At 71.9% G+C, this 18246-nt stretch carries 9 protein-coding genes and 1 pseudogene; 8 read left to right on the top strand and 2 right to left on the bottom strand.

The features are described from left to right. Positions 1-251: 251 nt before the first annotated feature. The 3 genes and pseudogenes from J2S46_RS35360 to J2S46_RS35350 form a co-directional block, all read left to right on the top strand. A pseudogene (locus tag J2S46_RS35360) lies at positions 252-1139 on the top strand (alkaline phosphatase family protein); the annotation flags it as partial. Continuing rightward, the gene (locus J2S46_RS35355) at positions 1125-1814 is read left to right on the top strand and encodes a discoidin domain-containing protein (RefSeq protein ID WP_229913411.1); all 690 of its coding nucleotides are present in this window, start codon (positions 1125-1127) and stop codon (positions 1812-1814) included. The pseudogene J2S46_RS35360 and the gene J2S46_RS35355, both read left to right, overlap by 15 nt. A 377-nt stretch (positions 1815-2191) precedes the next feature. Continuing rightward, positions 2192-5092: an ATP-binding protein gene (locus J2S46_RS35350; RefSeq protein WP_191294563.1), complete on the top strand. Its 2901-nt coding sequence runs from the start codon at positions 2192-2194 to the stop codon at positions 5090-5092. A gap of 175 nt (positions 5093-5267) precedes the next feature. Here the strand turns inward: J2S46_RS35350 and J2S46_RS35345 are convergent, their stop codons facing one another. Further along, positions 5268-7448 carry a M4 family metallopeptidase gene (locus J2S46_RS35345; RefSeq protein WP_191294562.1) on the bottom strand — a complete coding sequence of 727 codons (2181 nt, stop codon included), beginning with the start codon at positions 7446-7448 and terminating at the stop codon, positions 5268-5270. Between the two features lie 209 nt (positions 7449-7657). Continuing rightward, a complete protein-coding gene (locus J2S46_RS35340) occupies positions 7658-8515 on the bottom strand; it encodes a hypothetical protein (protein ID WP_307352346.1) in 858 nt (285 codons plus the stop codon). An 813-nt stretch (positions 8516-9328) separates the two neighbouring features. On the opposite strand from J2S46_RS35340, the gene J2S46_RS35335 reads away from it, so the two are divergent. The 5 genes from J2S46_RS35335 (at position 9329) to J2S46_RS35315 (ending at position 17795) form a co-directional block, all read left to right on the top strand. Next, the gene (locus J2S46_RS35335; protein ID WP_229913404.1) at positions 9329-11062 is read left to right on the top strand and encodes a putative Ig domain-containing protein; all 1734 of its coding nucleotides are present in this window, start codon (positions 9329-9331) and stop codon (positions 11060-11062) included. Positions 11063-11709: 647 nt separating this feature from the next. Further along, positions 11710-13155, top strand: coding sequence for an RICIN domain-containing protein (locus J2S46_RS35330; RefSeq protein ID WP_191294552.1), 1446 nt, complete (start codon positions 11710-11712; stop codon positions 13153-13155). Positions 13156-13452: 297 nt separating this feature from the next. Further along, positions 13453-13953, top strand: a complete 501-nt coding sequence (locus J2S46_RS35325) for a hypothetical protein (RefSeq protein ID WP_191294553.1) — start codon at positions 13453-13455, stop codon at positions 13951-13953. Between the two features lie 35 nt (positions 13954-13988). Continuing rightward, positions 13989-16283: a bifunctional polysaccharide deacetylase/glycosyltransferase family 2 protein gene (locus tag J2S46_RS35320; protein WP_229913405.1), complete on the top strand. Its 2295-nt coding sequence runs from the start codon at positions 13989-13991 to the stop codon at positions 16281-16283. A 186-nt stretch (positions 16284-16469) separates the two neighbouring features. Continuing rightward, entirely contained in the window at positions 16470-17795 is a 1326-nt protein-coding gene (locus J2S46_RS35315) for a PP2C family protein-serine/threonine phosphatase (protein ID WP_191294554.1), read from the top strand. Positions 17796-18246 lie beyond the last annotated feature (451 nt).

Raw genomic sequence — 18246 nt, 5'->3', positions numbered from 1 at the left:
CCGTTCATGTCGCGAGGTCCCGCCGCATGCGGCGGGACCTTACGAGCTACCGATATCCAAGCGGCGGATTTTTTCTCAGCGAGAATCTCCACCGCATCAAAGGATTCGCACGAATTCATAGGAGCGCATACGACTTACGTATTCTTTGGAAATGGCAGATTCGCATAGCGTTTCCCTTCGACGCCTTACATTCAAGGGTGCTCATTGCGAAGGATGGAAACATCATTCGCCCTTCCGAGGAGTTCACGGACATGACTACCGTTCGCCCCCCGAAGCCCACCCGGCGCACCTTCACCGCCCTCGCGAGCACGGTGGCCCTCTCCGCCGGATCGCTCGGCGCCTGGGCCGCCACCGGCGGCACCGCCCAGGCTGCAACCCTTCCGGCCCCGGACCACATCGTGGTCGTGGTGATGGAGAACCACGCCTACTCGCAGGTCGTCGACAGCGCCAACGCGCCGTACATCAACAACACCCTCAAGGCCGGTGGGGCCAGCCTCACCCAGTCGTACGGCATCACCCATCCCAGCGAGCCCAACTACTACCAGCTGTTCTCGGGCTCCAACCAGGGCCGCACCGACGACAGCTGCGTGTCCGTCGGCTCGATGTCCGCGCCGAACCTGGCCTCCGAACTGATCGCCGCCGGCAAGACCTGGGAAAGCTACAACGAGGGCCTGCCCAGCCAGGGTTCGACCGTGTGCGGCAGCGGCGACTACGCACAGAAGCACAACCCGTGGTTCGGCTTCAACAACGTGCCGACCAGCACGGCGAAGACCATGACACAGTTCCCCACCGCCGACTTCGCCTCACTGCCGAAGGTCTCCTTCGTCGTCCCGGACCTCTGCAACGACATGCACGACTGCTCGGTCGGCACCGGCGACAGCTGGATCCAGAACAACCTGGGCGCCTACGCGACCTGGGCCAAGGCTCACAACAGCCTGCTCGTCGTCACCTTCGACGAAGACAACCGGCTCTCCGGCAACCGCATCCCGACTGTGTTCTACGGCGCAAATGTCACACCCGGAAGCTCTACTGCCACTACATACAACCACTACAACATGCTGCGCACCCTGGAGGACCTGGCCGGCCTGACCAGCCACGCAGGCAACGCCGCGAGCGCCTCCGACATCACCGGCATCTGGACCACCGGAACCGGCAACACCGTCACCGTCGCCAACCCCGGCGCCCGAAGCACTAACCCCGGCACCGCCATCACCCCGGTCCAGGTCAGCGCCACCGACTCCGCCACCGGCCAGACCCTCACCTACACCGCCACCGGCCTGCCCACCGGCCTGACCATCAACTCCGCCACCGGCCGGATCACCGGCACCCCGGCCGGCGTCGGCACCGCCAGTGCCACCGTCACCGCCACCGACACCACCGGCGCCTCCGGCCACGCCACCTTCACCTGGACCGTCACCGGCACCGACGTGGCCTTGGGGCGGCCGACCACCGCATCCTCCGTCGAGGGCAACAACACCGGCCTCACCGCCGACAAGGCCACCGACGGCAACCCCGCCACCCGCTGGGCCAGCACCTACACCGACCCGCAGTGGCTGCAGGTCGACCTCGGCACCACCAAGTCCGTCAAGGAGGTCAAGCTGACCTGGGAGGCCGCCTACGGAAAGACCTACCAGATCCAGACCTCCAACGACGGAACCACCTGGACCACCGTCTACACCACCACCACCGGCGACGGCGGCACCGACGACCTCACCGGCCTCACCGGCTCCGGCCGCTACATCCGGCTGAACGGCACCAGCCGCGGTACCGGCTACGGCTACTCGCTCTGGTCCTTCCAGGTGTACAGCTGGTAGGGATACCGGAGCACCCCCGTGGCCCGACGGGGCGGTTGCTGCAAGCCCCGGATGAACAAGTGATCACGTAGGCCGCAGACCCGAGCCGTCCGACCGGCCCGCCTCACCCGCACAACGGCTCCCGCGGTTCGGGGCGCTCCTCACAAGACGCCCCGAACCACCGGAGTTCGCCGTTCACCCAGACCAGCCTCCTCGCTCCCCATGACCAACACCTCCGACAGAAACCGGCACCCGGGATCAGCCTTGTCGCACCGCACCGCACCGAGCCCGGCCCCCGCCCCGGGCCACCTCATCCGCACATTGGCAGGGAAGCCGGCGGCGACTACGTTGGGATCCAGAGGGGCACGCGCAAAGGCTGTGCCGCTTGGAGGCCGGCTGTGGCAGTAGACCGTCGTTCCGACGCCGCTTCGGGGCGGGGTTTCGCCTGGGTCGGCCGACGCCGGGAACTGGATCTCCTGCTCACTGCGCTGGAGGTCCCGCCGGCCGTGGTGCTGGTGGAGGGCGAGCCCGGAGTGGGTAAGTCCCGCCTGATCCACGAAGCCACCCTGGCCCTGACCAGGCGCGGGGTGCGCGTGGTCACCGGCCTCTGCCACCCGTTGCGTGAACCGCTGCCGTTCGGCCCGGTCCTGGACGCCCTGAGCGACACCACGGACTGGCTGCCCCCTCCCGAGCGCCTCAACCCGCAGGCCGGCGCACTGGCGCCGCTGCTGCCCGCGCTCGCCCACCGGTTGCCTCCCGCCACGGCGCAGTTGCAGGACGTACGCGCCGGACGCTTCCAGCTGATGGGCGCGGTGCGCTCCGTGCTCGACGCCGTGGGTCCACTGGTCCTGGTGCTGGAAGACCTGCACTGGGCGGACGAAGCCACCCGCGAGCTGCTCCTGCTCCTCGCCCGTGACCTCCCCAAACGGCTCGGCCTGGTGCTCACCTACCGCGGAGAGGACCTCTCCGACGACACCCCCGTGCTCGGAGTTCCCTACCGCCGCCCGCCGGGGACCGGCGGCGCGGACATCCACCTCGGCCCCCTCACCGAGAACGAGGTGCACGAGCTCGCCGCCGCCGTGCTCGGCCCACGCGTGAGCACGGCCCTGAGTCGGACCCTGTTCGAACGCAGCGCGGGCCTGCCCCTCGTCGTGGAGGAGGACCTGCTCACCCTCACCGCGCAGCCGCGCCCCCGCCACCTCGATCACGGCCGTCCGGTGGACGACGTGGCGGTGCTGGCGGAAGCGGAGGTCCCACGGGGACTGCGCGAAGCGGTGGCCTCGCGCATGGCGACCTTGTCCGACTCCGCGGTCGCCCTGGTGGAAGCCGCCGCCGTCCTCGCCGTACCCGCCGACCAGCACCTGCTCACCGATGTCGCCCGCATCGACCCCGACCGCGCCGGCGCGGCGCTCACCGAAGCCCTGCGGGCCACCGTCCTTCGCGAAGGCACCGCTGGTCACTACACCTTCCGCCACGCGCTCGCCCAACAGGCCGTGCTCCGGGGCATCCTCGGCCCCCGCCGCCTCGATCTGCACCGTCGAGCCGTCCGGGCACTCTCCTCCGCCCCCTCGCCTCCCCTCGTCCAGATCGCCCATCACACCCGCGCCCTCGGCGACACCGCGGCCTGGCTGCGTCAGGCGGAAGCCGCTGCCGACCAGGCCATCGCCCTCGGCGACGACGGCACGGCCGCCACCCTCATCCACGAGATCCTCGCCCTACCCCGCCTGGAGGGTGACCTGCGTACCCGCGCCGCCCTGGCGCTGTCCCGGATCGCCGTCAACGGTGTCGACCACACCATCGGCGCCACCGCGCTGCGCCGCATTCTCGCCGCTTCCCACCTGCCGGCTGCCGCACGCGGCGAGATCCGCCTCGCTCTCGGCCTGCTCATGGTCAACCAGGGAGGCGACACGGCGGGCGGCGAACGCGAACTGGAGCGGGCGATCGAGGAACTGGCCGCCCGGCCCGACGTGGCCGCCCGCGCGATGGTCGCCCTGGCCGTGAACCCGAGCCGGCCCCCGCGGGAGGTGCAGGCGTGGATGGCGCGTGCCGAGGACGCCGTCCGCGACAGCCCCAACCGTGGCGCGCGCGCCGCCGTCCACGCCACCCGTCTCACGCTGATGGCCAGGGCCAACGACATGGCCGTCCGGGACCTCGTCGAGCGGCTGCCCCGCCATGACACGGATCCCGAAGTCCTGCGCCAGAGCGCCCGTGCCCTCTTCAACGTCGGCTACTACTCCCTCGCGACCGGGCACGACCGCCAGGCGGAAGCCCTGCTGCGGGAGAGCCTCGACCTCGCCCGACGGCTGGGCACGGCCCCTCTCATCGAGTCCTGCAGTGCCAGCCAACTGCTGCGGCTGGACTGGATGGCAGGCCGCTGGGAACACCTGGAGGAGGACCATGCGACCCTGCTCGCGCGCTATCCCGACAACGCCGACATCCTGATGGAGGCCTGCCTGGGCCGTGGAGCCGTGGCTGCGGTCCGGGGGCAGTGGGAGCTTGCCCTGGAGCACCTCCGGTACGCCGCCCGCCTCGGGGAAACGGCCCTGGAGGCCGACTGCGCCCTGCGTGCGGCGACCGCCATCAGCACCATCCACATTCACCGCGGTCAGCCGCAGGAGGCCTGGGCCGTGGTGCTTTCCGCCCTGGAGAAGCTGCGCGGCACGTCCGACTGGGGGCAGTCCTCCCTCTTCATCGCAGCTGCCGTCAATGCTGCGCTCGCCGACGGTCATCCCGAGGCCGCGCGGGGCATCGTCGCCGAGGCCGAAGTGGCTCTGGAGGGTGAGGACACCCCTGTTCTCCTCGCAGTCCTCGCATACGGCCGCGGTCGGATCCTGCTGTACGACGGCGACGCTGCCGGCGCCGCCGCATGCCTCGACCGTGCCCACCGCATACTCACCGCCATGGGCCGCCCCTACTACGCCTCCCTCGCCCTCGAACTCACCGCCCTCGCCCTCGCCCCCACCGACCCCCACACCGCCGCCCGCCACCTCACCCACGCCGCCACCGCCTTCACCGCACTCGGCGCCACCGCCGACGCGAGCCGCTGTCAACAGCACCAGCGCACGCTCGGCCTGAGCCGCCCGGCACCGCGTGGCCGCCGCGGCTACGGCGACCGGCTCTCCCCCCGCGAGACCCAGGTCGCCCGACTCCTCGCCACCGGCGCCACCAACAAGGACATCGCCCAAGCCCTCTCCCTCTCGCCCCGTACCGTCGAGCATCACGTCGCCAGGACGCTCAAGAAGCTCCGCACCACCCGCGACGACGTCCCCGGCTCCCACACCAGCGTCGACAGTTCGTGAGGGGACGAATCTCGCGGCGAGCGTGTCCGGGCTGTGCGGTGGAGCCGTCCGCGCCGGAAACGACGTACGCCGCCCGGAGAGGGCGAGTGCCTCAACCACTACGACGCTCATGGCAGCGAGGACGGCCCGAGCAGGGCCTGTGGTCCCCCGCTCGGGCCGCCGGTCGTCGGCGGGATCAGCCGGTGGTGACAGCGGTGTCGTCGATCAGGAAGCTGGTCCCGAAGCCGGCGTCTTCGGTGCCGGTGAATTTGATCGTGACGGTCCTGCCCTTGAAGGCCGACAGGTCGAGCGTGCGCTGGACGTATCCGGTGCTGGCGTCGGCGTTGGAGTAGGTGGCCAGGGTGGTCGTCGTGGTGCCGTCGACGACCTGGACCTTGAGGGTGTCGTAGGTGGTGGTTCCGGTCTCCAGGGTGGTGATCTTCCCCCAGAACGTCAGCTTGGGGGCGGTGGCGGTGGCCGGGACGGCCACCGTCTGGGAGAGGGTGTCGGTGTGGGCGGTGCCGTAGCCGTCCAGCCAGGCGTACGAGGAGCCGGTGTGCGGGGTGGCGCCGGTGTCGTTGGTGATGACGCCGGAGGTCGCGCTCCAGGAGGTGGCGCCGGACTCGAAGCCGGGGTTGAGCAGCAGATTGCCGCTCGGCGTGGGTGTCGGGGTCGGGGTGGGTGTCGGGGCGACGCCGCCGCAGGTGGTGCTGGTCGGGGCGACGTTCACGGCGCTCCAGGCCTTCTCCACGGTGGCGCACTCGGTGCTGCCGGCGCCGTAGAGGTCCTTGGCGGCCCTGACGGTGGCGGTGCGGGCGCCCGGGTAGTCGGTGTTGGAGACCATGTAGGTCGCCAGTGCCCGGTACCAGATCCTGGTGGACCTGTCGTTGCCGATGCCGGCGACGTCCGAGGCGTTGCAGGTCGGGCTGTTGCCCCACTGGGACTGGCCGGAGCCGGCCGCGAGCAGGTAGAAGAAGTGGTTTCCCACGCCCGAGGAGTTGTGCGGGTCCAGGTTCTTGGTGGTGGGGGACCAGCACTTGACCGAGCGGCCGTCCTTGCTCGGATCGTCCATCCAGCGCAGCGGGGTGCCGTTGCCGTTGATGTCGATCTTCTCGCCGATGAGGTAGTCGGGAGCATCGGCCGGGTTGTTCGCGTTGAACTCGACCATCGTGCCCATGATGTCGGAGGTGGCCTCGTTCAGGCCGCCGGCGTCGCCGAAGTAGAGCAGCCCGGCGGTGGCGGCGGTGACGCCGTGGCTCATCTCGTGGCCGGCCACGTCGATCGCGGTGAACGGCTTCGAGCCCACCGCCCCGTCGCCGTAGACCATCGAGAAGCTGGCGTCGTCCCAGCCGGCGTTCGCGTAGTTGGTGCCGTAGTGCACGAAGGAACGGGCGCCGACCCCGTCGTTCCTGATGCCGTTGCGGCCCAGCACGTTCTTGTAGAAGTCCCAGGTGGCCTGGATGCCGTAGTGGGCGTCCACGGCGACGGTGGCGCGGTCGTTCAGGGTGCCGTCGCCCCAGGCGTTGTCGGCGTCGGTGAAGGCGCCGCCCCAGCCGGCCGGCGGGGAGTCGTGGAAGACGGTCCTGTTCCGGGCGTCGCGGGTCTCTCCGTTGCCGCGGTCGGGGTCGACGAGGGTGTACCCGGCGCCGGAGGCGGTGGTGGACAGGTTGACGGCGCCGACCTGGTAGCCCCTGCCGGCGCCGGACGCGGCGACCGTGGCGGCCGGTGCGATGCTGCCGTTGGCGGGTGCGGCGTGGACACCCCCGGGCAGGAAGGTCGAGTAGGTGTCCCAACTCTGCCCGACGGCACCGGTTCTGGCGTCGACCAGGACATGCAGGTGGCTGGGCGACTGGTCGATTGCGGTGCCGTGGACGACGACCTCCCAGACCAGCTTCGGGACGGCGCCCAGGGCATCCACCGTCAGCGTGCTGGAGGTGCTGTCCTTGGTGCCCCTGAAGAGGGGGGCGGCGGCGGCGATCGCCTCCTTGTCGGTGAGCGAGGGGGTCACCGACAGGCTGAGCGGGGCCCGGAGGCTGAGGGTGACGGCGTCGAGTTGGCCAGCGGCGGCGGAGTGGACGAGCACGTCACCACCCAGGACCGGCAGGCCTTCGTAGTTGCGGTCGAAGTGGACGTGCCGGGTACCGCCGGCGTCCACCTGCACGCTGCGGGCCCGGAACGTGTCGTGGGAACCGGCCAGGACCGCCTGGGGGTGGGCGGTGACCTGGTCCGTCGCATCCCGGAGGGCTTGGGCGTCGGAGGGCTTGGGCTGCACGGCTGCCGAAGCGGCGGGGGTGGCGGACGCGGTGACGCCCGTGCCGCCTATCGCGAGGCTGCCGACCACGAGGGTCAGCGAGCCGATGAGGAGAGTTCGCTTCATGCTTCGACAGGGTGGCGGTGTGGCCATGTCCGCGTCACTCGTCTGCTCCTCGGTTGAATTACAGGTTCGACGCCTCAAGTGCGGTTCGGAGAAGCGGTGTTCGTCCGACGGGGGCGCCCGGGTCTCCGTTGTTCCGCGCTGTCGGGCCCGGGCTGCACGCGGCCGAGGGCAGAGCGCGAGGCGTTCGCTCGTCGCGACCCGGCGATGCGTCACGGGTTCCAGCGGATGCCGTGGAAGCCCGGCGGTACGTCGTAGTCCGCCAGGTGCACCCGGTCGTCGATGACGCGCAACGTGGCCACGTCCTTGTGCGGGGAGGCGCCGTCCAGCCGCCAGACCCGGTACGCCTGGCCGACACCGGTGCCGGGCGCGAAGCGGACCGTCAGGTCGAGGTGCTGCCCGGCACGGCGGAACCACCGGCCGTGACAGGGCTCCGGCCGACCGGCCGTGAGGTGGTACTCCAACGCGAAGGTCTCGCCCGCGCCGAGCGGGGCCCACAGCAACTCGGCGGCGACCAGGGCGGCCTCCGGATCGGTGCGCACCCGGCCGAGGCGGCAGTCGCGGCCGGCCCGGATCTCGGGCAGTGCGCCGCTGCCGTGCGTGAGCACCACGTGCCGGTACACGTCGGGCCGGCGGGCCCGGACAACGAGGCGGACCGTCGCCGTGGACCCGGCACCGGTCACCGTCACATCCTCCTGGACGGCGAGGACATCCAGTCCGTCGTCGGCCGGTTCGTCGAACAGGGCCCGCAGGCGCAGGGCCCGCCACAGGGGCGCGCCCTCAGCCCCGGGTGGCCTGGCGGCGCGGCCGCCCCGGACGGGTTCGTCCAGCAGTCGGCCGAGGGCCCCGCCGGGCAGGTCGAGCACGGCCTCCAGTACGGCCACGAGGTGCAGGCTGTCCGGCCGGCGCGGGCGGCTGACTCCGCGCTGCCAGTTGCTGAGGGTGGAGATGCTTACCGACAGGCCGCGGGCGGCCAGCCGATCACGGAGGCGCTCCAGACCGAGGCCCCGAGCCGCGATCGCCGAGCGTAGTGCCGTGTGGAACGGGCCGGGCGTGAAAACGTCATCCATACGCGGCGAGAACTCCCCGATCGTCAGCGAGTAACGGGCTTCGAGCGTCCCGGCTTCCATCCGTCCGGATCTGTGCGGTTTCTGTCGAGGGGAGCCGCAGAGCCCGTCCCTCCGCTCCACCAACGGCTTCCGCCGAGTCGTGGTGCTCACGGGCAGGGCTCGAATCAGCTGCTTCGGTCAGGCGATCCGCAGGTGACCGCAGGATCGAGGCCGACCAGACGGTGGTGCCATCTCATGGGGCGCCCTGAGAGCGGTGGACGATGATTGAATCTGTTTTATCAATGGACTTTATGAGCAACTTCAAACAAACGGTGACAGTTGACGCTTCCCCCGTCAAGGTCTCGTTCGACACGAGATCGATCCGGAACGCGGCTCGGGGTCACGCGAGTTGCGTCGACCGGTCGCCTGGCACACGGACCGGATGTCCCGGGAGCGGGATTCTCACGGTGGCGTGCGACGGCTGCCCACCACCGACCGGGTCGGGCACAACGGGTCGACCGCTCCCACAGGAACGCCGCGTCGAGCCCACGGCAGAATCCCGGACGAAGACAGTGGTAGTCACTCCTGACCGCTGTTCAGGAACGTCCGCCATGAGCCTTGCACCCGACTCCTCGCTGGAACCAGTGCCCCCGCCACGGTGCGACGGGCGTGGCCTCCCGGGTGCGCGCCCCCGGGAGGCTCCGCCGGGGGGCGGAAAATGTTGAACCGACGTGTTCCGTTCAAGCTCCGCTTACCCGAACATGACACCGTGTGGCCGCGCCTACGCGCGTAGCGCGCACCCCTTGTCACCCCAGGCACGAGGAGTGTTGACACGTGATCAGAGCCACGAAAACCACCAGGCCCCTGGCCGTCGCCGCCGCCGGGCTGGTGCTGCTGGCCGGCGCGGGCGCCGTGCCGTACCGGGCTTCTGCAGCCAGCACGGCGCCCGCGGCAACCACCACGGCCACCACCGGGGCGACCACGGCGGTCGCCCCGAAGCGGGTGCTCTTCGACAACAGCAAGGGGGAGACCGCCGGCAACGCCGACTGGATCATCTCCACCGGCCAGCCCGACCCGCTCACCCAGAACGCCGACCCGACCACCGAGACGTCCTGGACGGGCGCGATCTCCGCCTGGGGCGTGGCCCTCCAGAAGACCGGCCGGTACAGCCTGAAGACCCTCCCCGCCGGCTCCACCGTCACGTACGGCACCGGCGGCGCACTCGACCTCGCCAACTTCGACGAGTTCGTCCTGCCCGAGCCCAACATCCGGCTCGGCGACGCCGAGAAGACCGCCGTGATGAAGTTCGTGCAGAACGGTGGCGGCCTGTTCCTGATCTCCGACCACACCGTCAGCGACCGCAACAACGACGGCTGGGACTCCCCCGCGATCATCAACGACCTGTTGACCACCAACAGCGTCGACAACACCGACCCGTTCGGCTTCTCCGTCGACCTGCTGAACATCGCCAACGAGAACCCGCGCGCCGTCACCGACCCGGCCGACCCCGTGCTCAACGGCCCCTTCGGCCAGGTGACCGGCTCCATCATCCGCAACGGCACCACCTTCACCCTCAAGCCTGCCGACAACCCGGCGGTCAAGGGCCTGCTCTACCGCAGCGGCTACAGCGGCACCACCGGCGCCTTCTTCGTCACCTCCGCCTTCGGCAGCGGCCGGGTCGCCGTCTGGGGCGACAGCTCCCCGATCGACGACGGCACCGGCCAGTCCGGCAACACCCTCTACGACGGCTGGAACGACCCTGCGGGCACCGATGCCGCCCTGGCGCTGAACACCACCGCCTGGCTCGCCCAGGGCAGCGCCACCGGCGCCGTCACCCTCGCCGACCCGGGCGCCCGCACCGCCACCGTCGGCACCGCCACCAGCCTGCAGCTCTCCGCCACCGACACCGCCGGCGGCACCCTGAGCTACACCGCCACCGGCCTGCCGAACGGTCTGACCCTCAACTCCGCCACCGGCCTGATCAGCGGCACGCCCACCACCGCCGGCGGCTTCACCGTGACGGCCACCGCGACCGACTCCACCGGCCCGTCCTCCTCGGCCTCCTTCACCTGGACGGTCAGCCCCGCCGGCGGCACCGGCTGCACCGCCGCACAGCTGATCGCCAACCCCGGCTTCGAGACGGGCTCCGCCTCCTCCTGGACCGAGACCAACAGCGGTGGCTCCAGCGCCGTCAGCAGCAGCTCCGCCGAGCCGCCGCACTCCGGCGGCTACGACGCCTGGCTGGACGGCTACGGCGTCACCAACACCGACACCCTCGCCCAGACGGTCACCCTGCCGGCCGGCTGCGCCGCGTACACCTTCAGCTTCTGGCTGCACATCGACACCGCGTCGTCGGCGACCACCGCGTACGACAGGCTCACCGTGACCGCCAACGGCACCACCCTGGCGACCTACTCCAACCTCAACGCCGCCAACGGCTACCAGCAGCGCACCTTCGACCTGGCCGGCTACGCCGGCCGGAGCGTCACCCTGAAGTTCACCGGCGCCGAGGACTACACCAAGCAGACCTCGTTCGTCCTCGACGACATCGCCGTCAACGTCTCCTGAAGCAGGGCTCCGTACTCCCCGCCCGCCCCCGGCAGCGCCGGGGGCGGGCGTCGTGCTACCGCCCCACCCGCGAAACGCCCGACGCCACCGGCGCGAACCGTCCGACGCCGCAACCGCGCGCGGCAGCCCACCGGATCCGGGCCGCACCCTCGGCCCCGCCCCGGGCCCCGGGGCGGCCCTTCGGGTCCGGACCATCACGGCTCGACCGGAACCCTTGACAGCGCCGGGCGCTGCTCCGAAACTCTGACACGGCCGCTTGTTTGCGCCAACATGGCTAACCCCCGAGGGTGCGTCAAGTAGCCACCGAGCCCTGCCGACTCCACGGGAAGGAGAAGGCGGGCATCGGGCCGACCACGATCATCCCGCCGCCCAGCCGGCGCGCCTCGCCACCCGAGCGCGCGCCCGCCGTCGACGCCCCAGCAGGGCAAGGCCGGCACGCTCGTCCGTCCCCGGCCCGGATCACCCCCACCCACCACGTGCACGCGAAGGACCGCCCACTCCACGCCCCCGGTCGCCACGGGGCCGCCGAGGGCGCAGGTCCGGACCTCGCACGGCCCGAGGACCTCGCACCCCCATGCCTGGCATGTTCGCGCTGCCACGCCGTGGGGCCCCCGGGCCGGCACGACAGAGCAAAGGTATTCGGACCCATGCCGCACAAGAGATCGTCCGTCCTCCTCACCGCCGCCCTCACCCTGTCCCTCAGCCTGCTCGGGGGCGCCGGCTCCGCGCACGCCGCCCCGGTGACCGTCACCAACGGGACGCAGTTCAGCGACACCACCGGCAACCCGGTCCAGGCCCACGGCGGCGGCGTCATCAAGGTCGGCCAGTACTACTACTGGTTCGGCGAGGACCGGAACGCCGACAACACCTTCCACTACGTCTCGGCGTACCGCTCGACCGACCTGAAGACCTGGGAGTTCCGCAACCACGTGCTGACCGTGGCCTCCGGCGCCGAACTCGCCGCCGGCGCCAACATCGAGCGACCGAAGGTGATCTTCAACAGCAGCACCAACCAGTTCGTGATGTGGATGCACAAGGAGGGCAGCAGCACCGACTACAGCGAGGGCCGCGTGGCGGTCGCGACCTCCGGCACGGTCGACGGCGACTACAGCTACCAGGGCAGCTTCCGCCCGCTCGGCTACGACTCCCGCGACATGACGCTGTACAAGGACGACGACGGCACGGCCTACCTGATCTCGTCCTCCAGCGGGAACGCCGACCTGCACGTCTACCGCCTCAGCGCCGATTACCTCTCGGTGGAGGCCCTGATCGCCAGCCCGTCCAACGGCCAGTGGCGCGAGGCCCCCGCCCTGTTCAAGCGCGGCGGCGTCTACTTCCTGCTCACCTCCAGCGCCACCGGCTGGGCCCCCAACCAGCAGCAGTACCAGACCGCGACCAGCCTGACGGGCTCCTGGAGCGGTCTCCAGGACGCCGGCGACCCGACCACGTACCGCAGCCAGACCGCCTACGTCCTGCCGGTGCAGGGCACGGCCGGCACCGGCTACCTGTACATGGGCGACCGGTGGGGCAACTCCATGGGCGGCACGGTGAACGACTCCCAGTACGTGTGGTCGTCCCTCAAGTTCCCGACCGCGACCACCATGACCATGGACTACGCCCCGCAGCTCACGATCGACGCGGCCGCCGGCACGGTGGCGGGCGTGGGCGGCCCGTGGGAGAGGTTCAGCGCCCGCAGCAGCGGCAAGTGCGCGGACGTGGCGAACTACGACTTCGCCCCGTCCTCCCCGCTCATCCAGTGGGGCTGCGGCGCCGGGGCCAACCAGAACTTCTGGTTCAAGGACCTCGGCACCGGCTACGTGCAGATCATGGCGCGGCACAGCGGCAGGTGCCTCGACGTCGCCGGCGGGTCGACCGCGGACGGTGCGGCCGTCGTCCAGAACACCTGCAACGGCGCGACCTCGCAGCAGTGGAAGGTCCAGAAGGTCACCGGCACCACGTACGTCAAGCTGCTCGCCCGGCACAGCAACAAGTGCCTCGACGTCACCAACCAGTCGACCGCCGACGGTACGGCACTGGAGCAGTGGACCTGCAACACCGGCACCAACCAGCAGTGGCAGCGCAGCACCGTCTGACCGCAGCACCGTCCGACCGCACGTCCGACCGCTCGACGTGCTCCCGGCCGGCCCGCTCCGGTCCCCCACGGGGGCACCGGAGCGGGCCGGCCGCCCGGCCGTCACGGACCCGAAGCCGGGGAACTTTCGCCACAGGAGTGACGGCAGTGGCACCCGCGGCGCTGAAGGACATGGGACGCGCACCGGCCGAAGCCGGCGACCCGTCCGTCATGACACCCCGCTACCGCAGAGGCCACCCCCGCAATGCAACAACACCGACTCCATGCCGGGCACGAGGACACGGTGACGATGCCCCTCGTGGACGATGTCGCCCCCGGTCGGACGCGGCACGGCCGGAAGGGCGCCGCCGAGCCCACCCCGGTCTTCGTCGACGCCTCGGGCCGCCGGCAGCGCCAGGTCCGCCGGTTCGGCCGGCTGCTGGTCGTCCCCGCCGTCGGCTACGTGATCCTGCTGGTCAGCACCCTGCTCGGCGGCCCCACCGTGCAGTCCCCGTTCCTGCCCTCGGCCCAGGCGCCCCGCCCGTCCGTGAGCGGTCCCCCCACGACGCCGGAGGCCCCGTCCCCCACGGTCGAGGCGCAGCCCAGTGCCAGGCCGGCCCCGACCAGGTCCGCTGCGCGCGGTGCTACGGCGGCGACCGCCCCCACCACCACCGGCCCCGGGGCCACCACGGCGGGCGCGAGCGCCGCGCCTGCCACCACCGCGCCGGGGAACAGCGACTCGCTCCCGACCAGCGCCGCCGGCCACGGCAAACCGACCTCCGCACCCGGTCGGAGCGGTAAACCCACCGCCAAGCCCTGACCGACCGAGACCGCTGCAGGCAGGAACCACCACCCGTGTCCAAGAATCGTCGCCGCAAGCCCCGCGGCCGGCACAGCTCCGTCCGGAACGTCCCGCTGCGCACCCACTGGCTGTTGCTGAGCACGCTCGTCCTCACGCTCTCCGCCGCGCTCCTGCTGCAGGGGTACACCCAGCACATGTTCGACACCACCGCCGATGCCGCGCCCCGGACGCAGGGCCCGGCCGGCACGGTACCGGCGCAGATCACCTCCGGCGGCCCGGTGATCGACGCCGGCGCCACCCGCGCGGCCGGCCCGGCGGAGCGTACGATCGCGCTGACCTTCGACGACGGGCCCGACCCGGTCTGGACGCCGAGGATCCTCGACGTGCTGCGCCGCAACGACGTCCGCGCGACCTTCTTCACGGTCGGCACCCAGGTCGCGGCCCACCCGGCGCTGGCCCGCCGGATCGTCACCGAGGGCCACCAGATCGGACTGCACACCTTCACCCACACCGATCTCGGCGCGGCCCCGGCCTGGCGGCGCTCCCTGGAACTGCGGGAGTCCCAGTTGGCCGTCGCCGGTGCCACCGGCGTCACCACGGCCCTGCTGCGCCCGCCGTACTCCTCCGGCAGTGACGCGCTGGACGACGCCGACTGGAGCGCCGCCCTCCAGGCCGGGCGGGAGGGCTACCTCACCGTCCTCTCCACCCAGGACAGCGAGGACTGGCGCCGGCCCGGCGTCGCGCAGATCGTCGCCGCATCGACGCCCCGGGGCACCGGCGGCCAGGTGCTGCTGATGCACGACTCCGGCGGCGACCGCGCACAGACCGTGTCCGCGCTGGAGTTGCTGATCCCGCAGCTCAAGGCCTCGGGCTTCCGCTTCGCCACGGTCGGCGAGGCGGTGTCCCTCACCGATCCGGTGCGGCCCGCGGCGTCGATCGAGCACTGGCAGGGCGCCGCGCTGATCACGGCCCTGCGGGCCAGCAACGGGATCCTGGACGGGATCTCCTGGCTGCTCTGGGCCGCGGGCGCGATCAGCCTCGTCCGGGCGGTCGCCGTGTTCGTCGCCGCCCGCCGGCACGTGCGGATGCGCCGCAGGCCGTGGGGGGTCGCGGTGACCGAGCCCGTGAGCGTCATCGTCCCCGCCTACAACGAGAGCGCCGGCATCGAGTCGGCCGTGCGTTCGCTGCTCGCCTCCGACCATCCGGTGGAGGTCGTCGTGGTGGACGACGGCTCCACCGACGGCACGGCCGACCTGGTCGAATCGCTGCGCCTGCCGGGCGTCAGGGTCATCCGGCAGCGGAACGCCGGCAAGCCCGCCGCCCTCAACACCGGTATCGCCGCAGCCTCCTACAGCCTGCTCGTCATGGTCGACGGCGACACCGTCTTCGAGCCGGACGCCGTCCGCATGATCGTCCAACCCTTCGCCAACCGTCGGGTCGGCGCCGTCTCCGGCAACGCCAAGGTCGTCAACCGCGGTGGACTGCTGGGCCGTTGGCAGCACATCGAGTACGTCGTCGGATTCAACCTCGACCGCCGGCTCTTCGACCTCGCCGAGTGCATGCCCACTGTCCCGGGCGCGGTGGGTGCGTTCCGGCGGGAGGCCCTGCTGCGCGTCGGCGGAGTCAGCGACACCACCCTCGCCGAGGACACCGACCTGACCATGGCCCTGTGCCGCGACGGCTGGCGCGTGGTCTACGAGGAGCGCGCCAAGGCCTGGACCGAGGCCCCCGCCTCGCTCGGCGCCCTCTGGAAGCAGCGCTACCGCTGGTGCTACGGCACCCTGCAGGCGATGTGGAAGCACCGCGGCGCTCTCACCCAGCGGGGGCAGGCCGGCAAGCTGGGCCGACGCGGGCTGCTCTACCTGCTGATGTTCCAGGTCCTGCTGCCGCTGCTCGCCCCCGTGGTGGACATCTTCGCGGTGTACGGCCTGGTCTTCCTGGACCCGGTGCGCATCCTCGGGCTGTGGGGCGCCTTCCTTCTCCTCCAGGTGCTCATGGGCCTCTACGCCTTCCGGCTGGACAAGGAGCGGGCCGGACCGCTGTGGAGCCTGCCGCTCCAGCAGTTCGTCTACCGCCAGCTGATGTACCTGGTCGTGATCCAGTCGGTGTTCACGGCGATCGCCGGCTCCCGGCTGCGCTGGCAACGGATGGAGCGCTACGGCTCGCTCCGGGTGCCCGCCGGTGCGCCGGCCCTCGGGGGACCGGCCGCCGGGACGGTGCCGCCGGGCCTGGAACTGGCGCAGAGCTGGGTGGAGGCGGCCCACGGCAACGTGCCGGTCCCGCCGCCCTCGGCGTTCCGGTCCGGGTCTCCCGACGCGAGTACCCGGATGCCGGGCCGGAGCACCTGATCACCCGTGACCGGATCCGCACCGTCCGCGCACCGGAACGGACATAAGCGTCCTGCTGAGGACGTGTGCGGGCAATCGACGCGTCCTGCGCCCGGCCGGCCGATAGCCTCGAACGGACGATGCACGCGGGCACGGTGCCACCTGGCCGGGCCGGGCGGCGGTACGGCGGCGGAAAGGCGCGACACGATGGACGAGCGGCCCCGGGGCACGGCACCCCTCCCGTCCCGGCTCCTCACCCTCGACTCCGACCTGAACCGGCTCAGCGAGCAGCTCAAGGAACTCGCCCGTGCCCAGGGGCGGATGGGCGGGCTGCTGGAGGCCGTCCTGGCGATCAGCCGGGAGCTGGAGCTGTCCGTCGTCCTGCGCCGGATCGTCACCACCGCGATGGAGCTGGTCGAGGCCCGGTACGGAGCCCTCGGTGTCCTCAACGAGGACGGCCGGGAGCTGGCCGACTTCATACCCGTCGGCCTCGACAGTCACGAGCTCGCCCAGCTCGGCGGCGTGGAACTACCGCTCGGGCGAGGCCTGCTGGGTCATCTGATCGACCATCCGAAGCCGCTGCGGGTGGACGAGCTCTCCGCCCACCGGGACTCCGCCGGCTTCCCCGCCGGCCACCCCCCGATGCGCACCCTGCTCGGCGTCGCCATCACCGTCCGCGGTCGCGTCTACGGCAACCTGTACCTGACCGACAAGCACGGGGGGAAGCCGTTCGACGCCGACGACGAGGCCGTGGTGACCGCACTGGCCGGCGCGGCCGGGGTGGCGATCGAGAACGCCCGGCTCTACGGCCGGCTCCGGGCGGGGGCGGAGCAGTTCCAGCGGCTGCTGCTCCCCCGGCTGCCCGACCTCGCCCCGCTCTCCGCCTGGGCCGTGTACCAGCCGGCCGCGGAACCCGCCCTGCTCGGGGGTGACTGGTACGACGCGCTGGTCCTCCCCGACGGCGGCCGCGCGATGATCGTCGGCGACGTCGTCGGCCACGACGTGGCGGCCGCTGCCGCCATGTCGCAGGTCCGCAACATGCTGCAGGCGTTGATCTACGACGACGCGGCGCTGCCCAGCGGGGTGCTCGGGCGCCTCGACCGCACGCTGCACGCGCTGCCCGAGGTACCGATGGCCACCGCCTGCCTGGCCCGCTTCGACCGGCAGCAGGACGGCTGGGCGATGCGCTGGAGCAACGCCGGGCACCCGCCGCCCCTGCTGGTCACCCCGGACGGCCGCGCACGGTACCTCGACGAACCGCCCGACGTACCGCTCGGCGTCGACACCGCCGTGCCGCGCTTCGACCACCGGTGCCCGCTGCCCGACGGCGCCACCGTCGTGATGTTCACCGACGGTCTGGTCGAACACCCGCGCGGCGACCTGGACGAGGGCCTGCGGAGCGTCGCCGCGGTCGCGGCCGCCATGGCCGACCGGCCGGTGGAGCAGCTCGGCCGGCGGGTGGCCGAGGCCCGCCCCGGCGACGGGCACGACGACGTCGCGGTGCTCGCCCTGCGCATCCCGTCGGCCCCCTGAGGCCGGTGCGGACACCGGCCCGGCGGGCACCGGCCCGGCAGGCAGGGTGCCACGGCGGGCACGGCGCCACGGCGGGCACGGGTCCCCGACGGGCACGCCTCCGCTCCCCGACGGGCAACGCTCCCGGGCGCCCGCGGCACCTCCGCCGACGCGCTGACAGGCTCCGTCCCCGGCACGACCCGAGGGGCAGGACGCGGTTTCCCGAGGTCGGCTCTTGTGGGCGGGGCGGATGTCGTTCATGATCTGTGCCAGGCCAGGCCCCCACGCACCCGCCGTCCTCCCCGCGCACCGCTCCGGTGACCCGGACGGCTGCCCGGGCGCCTGTCGGCAGCGTTCCTGTCCCACCGCTCGCTGACCTCCCGCCGTCCGGCGCACCGCCTTCGCCACGGACGGCGCGGCGGGCGTTCCGGCCTGGTGGCCGTGCGCCGCGGGCCCCGCACCGGACCGTGCT

Origin of the sequence: Kitasatospora herbaricolor, from assembly GCF_030813695.1 — a bacterium.
GTDB classification, from domain to species: domain Bacteria; phylum Actinomycetota; class Actinomycetes; order Streptomycetales; family Streptomycetaceae; genus Kitasatospora; species Kitasatospora herbaricolor.
This window is presented reverse-complemented; position numbering and strand designations above follow the sequence as displayed.

What these genes read in the sequence shown, in the direction of transcription:
- J2S46_RS35345 (WP_191294562.1), bottom strand. Translation starts at nt 7,448, where the DNA reads ATGAAGCGAACTCTCCTCATCGGCTCGCTGACCCTCGTGGTCGGCAGC.
- J2S46_RS35315 (WP_191294554.1), top strand. Translation starts at nt 16,470, where the DNA reads ATGGACGAGCGGCCCCGGGGCACGGCACCCCTCCCGTCCCGGCTCCTC.
- J2S46_RS35330 (WP_191294552.1), top strand. Translation starts at nt 11,710, where the DNA reads ATGCCGCACAAGAGATCGTCCGTCCTCCTCACCGCCGCCCTCACCCTG.
- J2S46_RS35340 (WP_307352346.1), bottom strand. Translation starts at nt 8,515, where the DNA reads ATGGATGACGTTTTCACGCCCGGCCCGTTCCACACGGCACTACGCTCG.